The sequence below is a fragment of the Bifidobacterium oedipodis genome, assembly GCF_012932425.1.
In the GTDB taxonomy this organism is placed as follows: domain Bacteria; phylum Actinomycetota; class Actinomycetes; order Actinomycetales; family Bifidobacteriaceae; genus Bifidobacterium; species Bifidobacterium oedipodis.
The window spans coordinates 29,673-42,882 of the sequence record NZ_JAAIII010000002.1 but is presented as its reverse complement, the minus strand read 5'-3'; the positions used below and the strand labels follow the sequence as shown (position 1 = coordinate 42,882).

Here is a 13,210-nt window from a genome sequence, read left to right as displayed (position 1 = left end):
CCGGTAAGGAGGATCATGCCGCTACGCAATGACCCTGATGCGTTTGAACGCAGAATCGACCGCAAGCTCAACGCCAGCTGCGATGGCATCGATATGGATGTGCCAGCGCGCCAGGTCTCCAGCGAAACCGTATACACCGGTGCTGTGTTTCAGGTTGATGATGCGGTTATCGCACTGAAAGACAGGCAGGGGGCCGAGCATACCATCCGTCGCCAAATCCTGCGTCATGCGCCCTGCGTGGTGATGCTGGTGCATGACATGTCGTGCGACCGATACCTCATCGAACGGGAATATCGCGCCGGCAGCGACCTGTTTGCCTATGGCTTACCTGCGGGATTGATGGACGAGGGCGAAAGCGTTCTTGACGCCGCACTGCGTGAACTTGCTGAAGAAACCGGCGTGGTGCCCGATCGTAACGCCATGGGCATCGACCATGTAGGTGACTTCTACTCATCCGAAGGCATGAGTGACGAACTGGCGCACATCATGGTGCTCCATCTAGGATCATTCACACAAACAGAGCGACACTTCGACGCCGACGAGCACGTCGAATCCGCTTGGATTACGTGGAGCGATTTGACGGCGCTGCACATCACCTCATCCAATTCCATGCTCGCCGTGCAGCATGAGGCGTTACGTCGACTTATTGCCCAACATGCCGATGACGACAACAAACCGACATTGTTCGCCTGACATTCACCGTGCTCACAACACGTGCATTTAAAGAAAGTGGGATACTGGAATCATGCAGATCAGACCCGGATCAATGTACCCGCTGGGTGCCAACTACGATGGTGCCGGCGTGAATTTCGCACTGTTCTCCCAAGTCGCGCAGAAAGTCGAACTGTGTTTATTCGACGACAATGATGTTGAAACGCGCATTGAAATGACCGAACAGAACTCCTATGTGTGGCATAACTACATCCCCGGCTTGCAGCCAGGACAACGTTACGGCTACCGCGTTTACGGCCCCTATAACCCGTCACGCGGCCTGCGCTGCAATCCCAACAAACTGTTGCTTGACCCTTATGCCAAAGCCATCGAAGGCAACATCGACGGCGACGAAAGCCTGTTCTCCTACTGGTTCTCGTCGCCGGACGACGACGGACGGATGAACGACCTCGACTCGGTTGAGCACACCATGAAATCCGCCGTCATCAACCCCTACTTCGATTGGGGCAACGATCAACACCCCAACATTCCCTACCATGATTCGGTAATCTACGAAGCCCATGTGCGCGGCATGACCAACCTCAACCAGGACGTGCCGCCGGATATTCGCGGTACCTATGCAGGTCTTGCCTATCCATCGGTTATTGAATACCTGAAAAAACTCGGCGTCACGGCCATCGAACTCATGCCCATCCACCAGTTCGTCAACGACTCCTTCCTGCAGGAAAAGGGCCTGTCGAACTATTGGGGTTACAACACCATCGGCTTCTTTGCCCCGCACAACGCCTATTCAAGCTCCGGCCAGCGCGGCGAACAAGTCAACGAATTCAAGTCCATGGTTAAGGCCTACCATCGCGCCGGCATGGAAGTGATTCTTGACGTGGTGTACAACCACACCGCCGAAGGCAACCATATGGGACCCACCCTGAGCTTCAAAGGCATTGACAATCAGGCTTACTACCGCTTGGTTGATGGCGACGAGCGTCATTACTTTGACACCACCGGCACCGGCAACTCACTGCTTATGCGCTCTCCGCATGCCCTGCAGCTCATCACCGACTCCCTGCGATACTGGGTCACCGAAATGCACGTCGATGGCTTCCGCTTCGATCTGGCGGCGACCCTTGCACGTCAGTTCCAAGAGGTTGACAAGCTCTCCGCCTTCTTCGACATCGTCGAACAGGATCCGGTCATCTCCCGCGTCAAGCTCATCGCCGAACCCTGGGATTTGGGTTCCGGCGGCTACCAAGTGGGTGGCTTCCCCTCCAGTTGGTCCGAATGGAATGGTCGCTATCGCGACACCGTACGTGACTTCTGGCGCTCGCAGCCCTCCACGCTGCCCGAATTCGCCTCGCGTCTGATGGGTAGCTCCGACCTCTATCAGGTCAACGGCCGCCGACCGGTCGCTTCGGTGAACTTCATCACCGCGCATGACGGCTTTACCATGAACGATTTGGTCAGCTACAACAACAAGCACAATGAGGCCAATGACGAAGGCAACCGCGACGGTGAAAACAACAATCGTTCGTGGAATTGTGGTGTTGAAGGGCCCACCAACATTCGCGACGTCAACGACCTGCGTGCCCGTCAGATGCGCAACATGTTCTCCACGTTGCTGCTTAGCCAGGGCATTCCGATGATCTGCGGCGGTGACGAAGTGGCTCGCAGCCAGCAGGGTAATAACAACGCCTACTGTCAGGATAATGAGATTTCTTGGACTGACTGGAATCTCGACAAGCCGAAGAAGGAGATGCTTGCCTTCGTCTCCAAGCTCATCCACCTGCGTCTTGAACATCCGGTGCTGCATCGTCGTCGTTTCTTCACCGGCCGTGAACCGGGCGATGACACCAACATGATTCCGCAGGTCGAATGGTTCGACCACACCGGCTCCATCATGGATATGGACGACTGGCAGAACACGCATGCCTTCTCCATGATGATTTACCTCAATGGTTCGGATATTCCCGAAACCGACTGGTATGGCAACCGGATGGTCGACAACGATTTCATCCTGATCTTCAACGCCCACTACGAGCCCATCATGTTCACCTTGCCCGATGAGCATTATGGGCGCAAATGGCGGCTGGTAGTCGACACCCATAACCCCACCGGTCCGGAGCTGAACTATGAGGCGGGCTTCATGATCACCGCCCAGTCGCGCAGCTTCCTCATGCTGATGAGCGACAAAAAGAACGTCCATTCACAGGATGACTGATTGATTTCGCCCCGCCTGTCCGGCGGGGCTTCTCTTTATCCCGAGCATAACTTTCCCGTCATCCCGAGTGAAGTCGAGGGATCCCCATGAACATTGCAGGCCAGTCCGCAGAAGACCCGTTATTGTTGGCCTATATATATAATTGGACATATGTTAATTGCAGATTTTGTGATTAGTGTGGCGATGGTTGGGGTGTTTGCATGGGTATATCGCGCTGCACAATCAGGAACGTTGCCGTTTCAGAATTCTATTGGTATCAAAACACGGTGGGTGATGTCTTCGGAAGTGATGTGGACGCGTATACACCAGAAATACGCGTGGATCTTCCTAGTTGACGCAATTGCCTTTGCCATTCTCGGCATGACGATTATTATTGGCGGTTTCCTGAATGGCAGTATCAACGAGACGAACGCTTCGGCGGGCGTGGTGGCCATCGTCACTGTCGCAGTCATGCTCGTGGTTACGCTCATAGGCGTTGCAATAGCCAATCAAGACGCAAAACATCAAATGAGTCGCTAACTGCCCAAAGTGCTCTACAACTGAAATCTAACCGTGCACTCCAAACGATGTCATCCCGTTAGCTTGGCGAGGTGTTTTCTATAAGCATCAGAGCAGTTTCGCCATGCTGTTTTACCATGCTGTGGTGGAAAGGCGTAATGATATGGGGCATTTGGCGACGATACGCGACTATGAGTCCGCTGATTGCGAAACAATTGTTCAGTTGTTCTATAAGACGGTGCATGTGGTTAATGCCGCCGATTATTCTTCGGAACAGCTTGATGCTTGGGCACCTGCACATGTTGATGCTAAAACTTGGGATCTGTCATTTCGCGGGCATGATTCAGTGGTGGCAGAACGCGACGGTGAAATTGTGGGGTTTGCCGACATGGCAGCTGATGGGTACCTTGATCGTCTGTACGTGTCGGCGGATCATCAGCACCAGGGGATAGCCACCATGCTGTGCGATCGTTTGGAACTTGGGTGCAACGATGCTCGATGTTTCGTCACGCATGCCTCAATCACGGCCAAAGGTTTCTTTGAGCGTCGTGGCTATGGCGTCACCGCATGTCAACAGGTGATCCGGCATGGTATCGCTCTAACGAACTATGTCATGGTCAAGCCCAATACCCATTGACATCGAGTGGTGCGGAATACACAATACGGCCAGCGGATAAGCATCGAAGCTGGCCGTAAAAATTAAGCTGCTGCCGCTGCAGCGGCACGTAGGCGACGGTAGTCCGCGACCCATTGGCCGTTCCGCTGATCCCAAAGCTGAGGACGCAAGTAGTCGGAGACTTCACGAATTATTGCTCCACTTTCGTGCGGCGATAACGTTGAAAAATCATCAGCATAGAACTGTCGCAGCCAATTGGATAATCCTTGTTCACCAGCGCTCAGCGGTGTCGGGCGATCAAATGAAACCACATGAATACTGTTGAATCCTGCACACTGCAAGGATTCGCGAAAACGTTCATCTGTCGGGAAATTAAAGCGTGGCTTATGCGTGTGCCCGTGGGCAAGGAGCACGGTGCTCATTGCCCTTTCGATGTGTGCGATGTTACCGTGCGCGCCGAATTCGCAGACCAGCATGCCGCCGGGACGCAATGCTTGGTTCACGCTGTGCAGCAGAGCGTCATGATCCACAATCCAATGGAAGACCGCATTGGAAAAGACCACGTCGAATTCGTGAGTGAATGGCAGAGCCGTGGCATCCGCCAACTGAAATTTGATATCCGGGTGCTCCGCAGTCGCACGATCAATCATCTGCGGTGAACTGTCCACGCCGATCACATAGGGAAAGTGCCGTGCAAGATCGGCAGTAAGCGTACCCGTGCCACAACCTAGGTCGAGTATGGACTGTGTGGATGAAGGGATCAACGTTTCCAGCGATTGGCCATATTGAGCGACAAAAGCGTGACTGCTGTCGTAGAGCTTGGCGTCCCATTGCATGGGAATATCGTAGATCTGCCAAGACATGAGCATGACCTTTAAGCCAGATACTGGTCTTTGCATGCGGCGCTGATATCGTCAGTAACTCGACTGTACCTGCCATGCCGAGATCGTGCGGTCATTGTTACTGGTTTTTTACTGGGAAGCCTATCAGAGACAATGCAGAATTGGCGTTTCCCAAGCGGGAGTAGGGCTTTTGGTCGGGCCGGCGGGATTTGAACCCGCGACATTCTGTTATGCCGGGGGTTATTTTGGCTCAGACGACCGCTCTTTGTTAGGGCCAGAATCGTTGGAAACATGCGGTTTTGCATTTTTGACTGTCTTTGTTGAACCGACTGGAATTGGCCAATCGTGACGGTCATTGTTACTGGTTTTTTACTGGAATCGACCCCGTACCAGCAAGACACGCTCGGCGTGTCGAAGCACGATGCAAAACAGAAGATTTGCTTAGGTAGCCTTTATTAAAGAAGTCTATCTAAGTAAATCTTCATACTGACATGTCACGATTATGCCTTCTGTTGGAATTTAAAGATCCGAAGAACGCAAACTATAAATTTGGTCCAAGTTTGGCACAGATGACGAATCAGGTAAATCTACATGTTTCTTAGGTTCAAGAGGATTAGGGGAATAGTAGACAGGAAGCCAGCGTGGATTTACCCAACAATTCCCCGTCCATTCTGCGACTGCAGAACTTGTTAGAATGCCGGAACTTGTAGTCCATGGTGCTACTGGAGAAACTTCACACTGCTGTCCCGTAAAATATGTTCCCGGAACTGGTTTCACTACTTCTTTCACCCATAGTGGACTGCCGCATATTATGTTTTTTTCGGTATTATCGATACGCAACAACATTTCAAGAACTTTTTGTTCATGTAAAAGCGGTGCCCTATTTACGCCATCGCAGAAGCACTCATTATATAAACCATTGAGGGAGATCAAACGCTCTTCTTCTGAAAAACCTGACCACTCGGACCATAACGCCGAATTGCTCATTGACTCTATCAATTTATAGTATGTGTCAGCGCGTGATGGCCACCAAGTGGCTTTATGCTCTTCAGCTCGTCGTTGCGCGGAATCATCATCTAAATAATTGGCAATATCTCCATAGGCGAGAACGGTAAAATTCGCAGTTTTTCCTATCCACCATACAACATGACGAAATGTTGACTCTTCATCCGTTCCAGCCCAAGGCCACATAGTTCCACACTTTGCGATAACACGCACTAGTGCATATCTATCTCTTTTAAGGGAAGGTTCATATTGAATATGACCTACCTCTTCCATCTTTTTCCCTACATCAGACAAGAGTTCTCTTTCTGTTTTTTCCTTCTTACCAATTCTAGGTATAGCTGCAGTTAAAGTTTTTACTCCCCCTTGAAAATCAAGAGAAGCAGATGAATCTGAAGGGAAAAGAAGAGTCGTCTTATCTCGATTAATGGCATATTTTTTTAGCAGAGTATCTAACTTATTTTTGGAATAATATAGCAGTATATCATCTTTGGAAAGGTGCCATTCAATTGGTGCATACATCTTTTATACCTCTTCATCGCCGCATAGCTATTGCTATTCATCGATAATATCCAAAACCCCATGGCGCTTGTGAAAGTGCCATAGTACGCATTGTCTGCATAGCAACATCATTACGACTCTTTTTCCTGCATGGTTTCTGGAGTCCGTAGGTCTATCTCGCATATTCGCTGATAGATCGCGTTAATATCATTAATATTGATGCGGAATTGGCTTCTGGGGTGTGGTGTCCAGCTGCCGTTTTTAAGTGTGATTTTGTCGCCGGGATCGTAGATGGCTTTACAGTCTTGGAATGCTTGGAGGAATAGTCCGAAACTGGTGGAGAGGCCTAGGGTGATGAGCGGGCCGAATTCTACTGTGGTGCTGCCGCCAGATCCTTGCTTGATGTAAGGTACGTATGCGGCGCGGTTATGTTTGCGCTGCCAGTGCTCAAGCAGTTTAAGATATGACCATCCGGCTGCTAGTTCTCCGGTTTCCTTGTCGTAGAGGGCGATCATACCATTCGGATCATAGTTCTTGGAATCAGTGAACCCCACAAGACGTAGATTCAGTTTGGCACCCTCTTTGCTTTCATCAAAGCGATTAATGTCGCCGGAGGTGAAGTAATACTCGTTAGGTTTGCCGTTTTCATCGACACCACTGACATGACCGTATTTCAACACGAATTCAGCTTGTGTATGGTTCGTAATCCATCCGAGGTCAGGTTGTGGGGTGAATAGGGTGACCCTATGGTTGTTACGTCGTTCGAGTGATTTCTGACTGATGGCCTTGAGCTCCCAAACGTCGAAGTCTGGACCTGGGATGGCGTTTTCTCCCACACCTAGTTCTGCCTCTAGGGTCAGGCCCGGAGCGTTGGGCGCGATATACGGTTTGATCTGTTCTCCACTGTTCAGCCGTCGCCACGGGACAATTTTCTTGCCCATAATCTTAACCAAGGCTTCTTCGAGAATGGAGAATTCGCCAACCTTCTTCTTCGATTCATAGAAGACCGGGCAGATGTGGCCTTTTTCAAACGTATCCATGTCCAACACATATTGCGCAGCTGGTGACGACGCTCCAACGACAAGGGCAACCACATGGTCGTTTTCGCCGTCGGAATCCTTCACGGTTCCGAAAAACATGCAGCGGTTGAGTTCGTGACCCCGTTTCGACTCACCCATCAGCTCAGATGGACCTTCCTTACACCCCTGCAGAAAGCCCGAGAAACGTACTTCCGGATATTGCGGATAGAAACACATATTGGCATTTGGGGCGTTAAACTCGCCGTTGGGTGTAACCCAGCGCCATGGCACCGGAATCCTAATTAGCAGAGGCCCCGCTTTCTTCTTTTGTGACTTAGGAGCCTTATATTGCGGCGTACCAAGTGGAAGGAAGGCAAGGTCGGACGGGTCACTACCTAGGAAGATCTGCTGTTTCGAATTGTTGTTGGGCACCAATCGCTTGACCCAGATGCTCTCGGCACCGGCATTGGTCAGCAAATCATGGACCTGTTGAATGTCGGCTCTGTCGAACCATCGTTCATCATCGTTGACATGGGTATCGTTCATATTCTCAACAATACCCATGTCAACGACGCTCGTAGTGTGTCAACACGTAGGGAAACTGAAATCAGTCGAGGCCCGCGCCAGCGACTGCCAGTTGGCGTGCCTTCTGAATCGCCTCGCCCGCCATTTCGGAATCGGATATCAGCTCCGGTTCCTCGCCTTCCTGCATGACTTTGAGGATGTGAGGGCGCATGATGCGGGCGATTTCGGCGACAGCTGGTACGACCACCGAGTTGCCAAACTGGCGGTAGGCCTGCGTGTCTGACACGGGGATGCGAAAATCATCCGGGTAGCCCATCAAACGTGCGCATTCTCGCGGCGTGAGTCTGCGCGGCCGTTCATTATCTTGTGCGACAAGGATCTCGGATCCGTCCTTGTGATAGCGCGCGGATAGCGTGCGCGACACCATATCGGGGGTCACCAGCCCATAGCCGAACCCGTGTCCCAGCGCTTCGTGCTTCTTCTTGTAGTCCTGAAGATACTGCCACAGGCGCGGAGTGAGTGTGTACTTATCCTGCACTTTGTTGTGCTTGGAATCGAAGTAACGATCACCGTCCCAAGGCAGATACGGCTCGGTGCCATCTGTCTTGTGCAGGATGTCGGCAAGCAGAGGCTTATGCTCGGGGAACTTCAGATCGTCCCACGTGAAGTCGGTGTGTGAGCGGAAACCCACAATGTAGATGCGCTCGCGATGTTGGGGTACGAAATTCTGACCGTCGATGACCTTCCAGTGGACTTCGTAGCCGAGTTCGTTCTGCAGTGCATCAAGGATCACCTTGAACGTGCGGCCTCCGTCGTGCGAGGTCAGGTTCTTCACGTTCTCCAGCAGGAACGCCGCCGGTCGCTTCGCGGCAATGATGCGGGCGACGTCAAAGAACAGGGTGCCTTGTGTCTTGTCGCGGAACCCGGTTTCACGTCCCAAACTGCGTTTTTTCGACACGCCCGCTAGGCTGAACGGCTGGCATGGGAAACCCGCAAGCACCACATCGCAGTCGGGAATGTCATCAGTGTTCACCTGTGTGATGTCGCCGGCCATCGTCTCAGCGAACCCGTAGTTCGTCCGGTACGTGCGCGTCGAAAACTCGTTCCACTCGGAAGAGAACACCGCATGTCCGCCGGCTGACGCGAAACCGCGACGAATGCCACCGATGCCGGCGAACAGATCGATGGTGCGGAAATCGGTACCAGTCTCATGCGTGGTGCCGAAATACAATTCGCGCAACGCGGGAACATAAGCCGGCTTGCACTCCACCTTGCCCGACTCCCAACGCTCCACCGTCGAGGTGGATACCTGCAAAGACTCGGCCAGCTGTCGTCGCGTCATGGATCCACGCAGCAACGTGATAAGCTCAGTTGGCTCGTCAAAGGTGCCGGTACTCTGTGGTTTTCTGGTGATTATCCTGCTGCTCATAGGGAATATACTATGTCATTATGATGACAAAAATTCCCAGATGACTCTACCTGCATAGTAAAATAGAACAAATGTTCGATTTATGGTAACATGAAAACATGAATCTTGAAATGCTCCGCCTCTGCCCAACGCAGGATTTCGAAACTCCTTTTGGCTATGACGTTGACGGGTTCACCGAACGCTGGTGGCATGGTTCGCTGACGGCTCAGCCGTTAGAGGAGCAGAGGGGGAATGACTATTGGTCTTTTGGGGAAGAAGGGAATGAGATTGTTCGCGCCTGGATTGAAACAAGTACGCTAGATGACTCTTATATTGATTTCACTCCGCCGGAAGTGGTCACCGATATTGCTTTCTTCGAGGTTCGAGAAAAATACAGGAGACGGGGATACGGCACAAAGGCAGTTGAAATGCTTATGATGCATTACCGCAAACGGCTGATAACTTCGTTTCCCGTCGACGCGGCAGCGGACTCGTTTTGGTGCTCGGTAGGGTTCATCTATCACCCGAGAAAGGATGGCGCAGATTGCCGAAATTCAACAACCCGGAGATATGACCCTCTTTATGTTTTCGACAATCGACAGGACTGAATCAATAGCTCGATTCCGGGCTTAAGTCATTGATTCGTCATTTTGTAATGAGTTCAAGGAGTCACAATAATGCCTGGTCGCATTCCATGGGAGAGAATATCCGGCGATGACGTAGAAACCATTATTGCAGTATATGTGTGTAGAGAAAATCCTGATGCAATACGAATTCGTCCATCAAGAGGTGATGGTGGCGTTGATCTTCTCAACAAAAGAGAAGATGGTTCATATGATGTATATCAAGTAAAAAAATTTGCGACAAATCTTTCGGATAGCCAGAGAAAGCAAATTCTCAACTCATGGGAAAGAGTGCAGCAATACTTCAATGAGCGCCACTGGACCATACAAAACTGGTACTTGGTTCTTCCTTTGGATCCAACACCAGAGAATTTTGTATGGTTTAAAGAAACCATACAAAATCACTCATCCTTCGCTTGCCATTGGAAAGGTCTTACTAATGTGGAAGTTTGGGCATCAGCTATGCCGGAAGTCTATGATTATTATATGGCTGATGGAAAAGAAGCAGTCAATCAACAAATTAAATCGTTATTGAGCGCTGCTCAACAGCCAGATCTGCGTGATTCGAAAGTTCTAACGGAAAAACTCCTTAGATATGCGGAACTTCTTAGTTCTACTGATCCCAACTATGCTTATTCCGTTCGTATCATAAGCAAATATGATAAAAATGGTCTTGTTTTCTTTAATCGACCAAACCTCTTATATTCTGCAAGCATAACCAATGATGAGGGCTATTCTGTAGTTATAGAAGCGATTGCCAAATACAAAGCTTCCTCTGAGTTCGCTCCTTTAAAAGAATCCGGTACAATATATGCGAATACTCCGGAAAAAGAGAAAGAACTGTTAGACTTTCAGAGATATGGGACACCTTTTAACAAGATGCCAATTAAGAATGTGAGTGGAAATCTAAAGCTCCCATTACTTGAGGAAAGCAAACACGTAATTTCTTCTCATATTTCCTTATTGGCACAAGTTGATCCGCATCCATTGACATTGATTCTGGTTTCAGGGAATAAACACATAGCCCTGAAACAAAAAAGCCACACGGTCGGATATGTCGGAGGTGAGTGGGTAGGTGAAGATAACTCTCATGTGATTCATGTTCGATTGCGAACAGACATAGACTCTCTAAAGTCAACATTGCAAATTACTGTTCGTCTTGATTCTTTATCGGGTTGTGAGGTTCTGCCAGCATTTCATGCCATAGATTTTCTGTATGAAGTTTCACAAACAAAAATGATGGAATTGCAGACCTTGGATGGAGAAACAGTATATTGCAAGTCTGAACATTTAGATGATACAGTCTTTGATGAAGAAAAGATTTTCCCTTGGTATGAATTACTCTCATCCTTAAAGACGATTCACGATGCAGCTTTTGTCGATTTCAAGTGTCCCGACTTTGCGAGTCTTAAGATGACACATGTTCGACGTTGGAATGAAATAGAACATCTACTTAGGGGAGAACTTGTAATTCGACATTGGGATTCTTTCAAATTTGTCAAAAATGCTGACACAAATGTTGATTTCCCTGCGGGTGTAATTGTTTATTCTAAACTAGTAGCCCCAATTGGCGATCAAAGTATTTTTTTGGGCTATACTCAGTTGTTTTTTAATGCGAATTCGATAGATTTGCTTCCTGATGACAAAGAATATGTTTTGCATTCTTCATCCGATATTTGTGATTTACTCATAGAACACAAATACGAGCCCCGTAAGCCTGAGGATAGAGACAATATTTCTCGCGTTACTGTAGGACCTTTGATGAATTTATCGGAATATCAACAATATGTTCTTCCGAAAGAATAAGGAGTTTTGGATCCCATTTGATAGGTTCCAAAACTCCTTTAGTCAAGCATACCGATGGTTTTATTGTTTAGATAGTTTTCCGTCGAACGCTTGGTTGACTAGCGTGTATACGGTTTGTGCGACGCCGACTACGCCTGCGAGCACGATGCCCCATGTGTATGTGCCGTCGAATCCTCCGGTGGCGGCGATGGCGATGGTGCCGAACAGTATGGACGCCGCGAGCGACGTCAGCCCAACATATTCTGCGGGGATATACTGCTTGATCGCCTGAACGAATGCGGGCACGATAAGGGCCACCAGTCCGGATGCGAGGGTGGTTGCCGTGGATATATCCATTGTGTTTTCCTTCCTGTGGGTTGGTCAGTAGCGCAGCTGCTGGCCGGGGAATATGAGGTTGGGGTTGCTCAGGTTGTTGAGCTGCGCGACGCGCTGCCAGCCGGCGGCTCCGAAGATGCCGCTCAGCGTCTCGCCACGCCTGACCACGTGAATCCGCGTGCCGGTTCCAGCGTTGGAGGCAGTGGTTGCGGTGCCCGTGTATCTGACTGTCTGGCCGGGCCAGATGCGGTTGATGTCACCGGACGGCACGCTCCAAGCGGTGACGGGCCAGAGTCCGGTGCGCATGGCGATGCCGCTGATGGTGTCGCCGGAGCGAACGACCACGCTGTATCCACCGGCTGGCTTGGGAGCCGGTTGCGGCGCAGGTGTAGGAGTCGGTGTCGGAGCGGGAGTAGTTGCGGTGTTGTTGGGGTTGGCGTATTTGTTCCACTGTTCGCGGGTGCCTCGGAAATAGTTCAGATCCAGCGGCCCGTTATATCCGTTGATGCGTCCGCTGCTGGTGTACTGGCGCATGGCCTCGCCGTAGCGCCCGTAGTTCCATGGGCGGGACTGGTATCCGGTGGGATTGTTATTAGCGTACTGTGCCACCCACAGGCCGCAGTTACGGCGCACGTCGGATGGGATCTGGTAGATGTATGCGGCGGACACGTAGACGATCGGCCATACCCCGGTGCGGTCGTGGACGCGGTTGACGAACACGCGCACCCAGTTGGAATTACCCCATGCTGCGTTCTGGTAGGATTCCCAGTCCAGCACGAGCACGGCCTGTCCGATGTAGGGGCGCACGGTGTTCACGAAGTAGTCGGCTTCGGCAGTCGGGTTGCCGCCGCCGGCGTAATGGTAGAAGCCCAAGCTCTTGCCGCGCTGCCGCACGCACTGCGCCTGCCGGGTCATATAGCCGTTGGTGAAACCGGTGCCTTGGGTGGCTTTGACGACGGCGAAGTCGTAGGAGGCGGTGCAGGTCACGTTCGGTGTCTGCCAGCCGCTCACGTCGATGCCGTGCATGTCGGCGATCGCCAACGGTACGGCCATGCATGCGATGAGTATCGCCGCGAGTATTGCCGCGAATCGTTTCCTGAGTTTGGGCATGATGATGCCCCTTTCTCCCGGAACGAGGAACGCCCCGCTGTGGTGCGGGGCGTTCGTC

Annotated in this window: 12 protein-coding genes; 6 read left to right on the top strand and 6 right to left on the bottom strand. The window is 51.0% G+C overall.

The features are described 5' to 3' along the window. Positions 1 to 15 precede the first annotated feature (15 nt). From G1C95_RS03455 to G1C95_RS03440, 4 genes are all read left to right on the top strand, one after another. Positions 16 to 693 carry an NUDIX hydrolase gene (locus G1C95_RS03455; protein WP_169171571.1) on the top strand — a complete coding sequence of 226 codons (678 nt, stop codon included), beginning with the start codon at positions 16 to 18 and terminating at the stop codon, positions 691 to 693. A gap of 73 nt (positions 694 to 766) precedes the next feature. Beyond that, positions 767 to 2,887: a glycogen debranching protein GlgX gene (glgX, locus tag G1C95_RS03450; RefSeq protein WP_169171836.1), complete on the top strand. Its 2,121-nt coding sequence runs from the start codon at positions 767 to 769 to the stop codon at positions 2,885 to 2,887. 150 nt (positions 2,888 to 3,037) lie between these two features. Continuing rightward, positions 3,038 to 3,406, top strand: coding sequence for an SdpI family protein (locus G1C95_RS03445; protein ID WP_169171570.1), 369 nt, complete (start codon positions 3,038 to 3,040; stop codon positions 3,404 to 3,406). 103 nt (positions 3,407 to 3,509) lie between these two features. After that, positions 3,510 to 4,022, top strand: a complete 513-nt coding sequence (locus tag G1C95_RS03440) for a GNAT family N-acetyltransferase (RefSeq protein WP_205832695.1) — start codon at positions 3,510 to 3,512, stop codon at positions 4,020 to 4,022. A gap of 62 nt (positions 4,023 to 4,084) precedes the next feature. Here the strand turns inward: G1C95_RS03440 and G1C95_RS03435 are convergent, their stop codons facing one another. The 4 genes from G1C95_RS03435 to dcm form a co-directional block, all read right to left on the bottom strand. Next, positions 4,085 to 4,864 carry a class I SAM-dependent methyltransferase gene (locus G1C95_RS03435; RefSeq protein WP_205832694.1) on the bottom strand — a complete coding sequence of 260 codons (780 nt, stop codon included), beginning with the start codon at positions 4,862 to 4,864 and terminating at the stop codon, positions 4,085 to 4,087. Positions 4,865 to 5,362: 498 nt separating this feature from the next. Next, positions 5,363 to 6,367, bottom strand: a complete 1,005-nt coding sequence (locus G1C95_RS03430; RefSeq protein ID WP_169171569.1) for a hypothetical protein — start codon at positions 6,365 to 6,367, stop codon at positions 5,363 to 5,365. Between the two features lie 110 nt (positions 6,368 to 6,477). Then, complete coding sequence (locus G1C95_RS03425; protein ID WP_240947406.1) at positions 6,478 to 7,929, bottom strand: MvaI/BcnI family restriction endonuclease; 1,452 nt, start codon at positions 7,927 to 7,929, stop codon at positions 6,478 to 6,480. Positions 7,930 to 7,972: 43 nt separating this feature from the next. Beyond that, a complete protein-coding gene (dcm, locus tag G1C95_RS03420) occupies positions 7,973 to 9,232 on the bottom strand; it encodes a DNA (cytosine-5-)-methyltransferase (RefSeq protein WP_277348163.1) in 1,260 nt (419 codons plus the stop codon). Between the two features lie 185 nt (positions 9,233 to 9,417). Between dcm and G1C95_RS03415 the strand changes: the two genes are divergently transcribed. Together G1C95_RS03415 and G1C95_RS03410 are read left to right on the top strand one after the other, a co-directional pair. Further along, positions 9,418 to 9,906: a GNAT family N-acetyltransferase gene (locus tag G1C95_RS03415; protein WP_169171567.1), complete on the top strand. Its 489-nt coding sequence runs from the start codon at positions 9,418 to 9,420 to the stop codon at positions 9,904 to 9,906. A 69-nt stretch (positions 9,907 to 9,975) separates the two neighbouring features. After that, positions 9,976 to 11,727 carry a hypothetical protein gene (locus G1C95_RS03410; RefSeq protein ID WP_169171566.1) on the top strand — a complete coding sequence of 584 codons (1,752 nt, stop codon included), beginning with the start codon at positions 9,976 to 9,978 and terminating at the stop codon, positions 11,725 to 11,727. 60 nt (positions 11,728 to 11,787) lie between these two features. Here G1C95_RS03410 and G1C95_RS03405 read toward each other — a convergent pair whose 3' ends face one another. Together G1C95_RS03405 and G1C95_RS03400 are read right to left on the bottom strand one after the other, a co-directional pair. Further along, positions 11,788 to 12,063, bottom strand: a complete 276-nt coding sequence (locus tag G1C95_RS03405) for a hypothetical protein (protein ID WP_169171565.1) — start codon at positions 12,061 to 12,063, stop codon at positions 11,788 to 11,790. 24 nt (positions 12,064 to 12,087) lie between these two features. Further along, positions 12,088 to 13,152, bottom strand: coding sequence for a GH25 family lysozyme (locus G1C95_RS03400; protein WP_169171564.1), 1,065 nt, complete (start codon positions 13,150 to 13,152; stop codon positions 12,088 to 12,090). Positions 13,153 to 13,210: the final 58 nt, after the last annotated feature.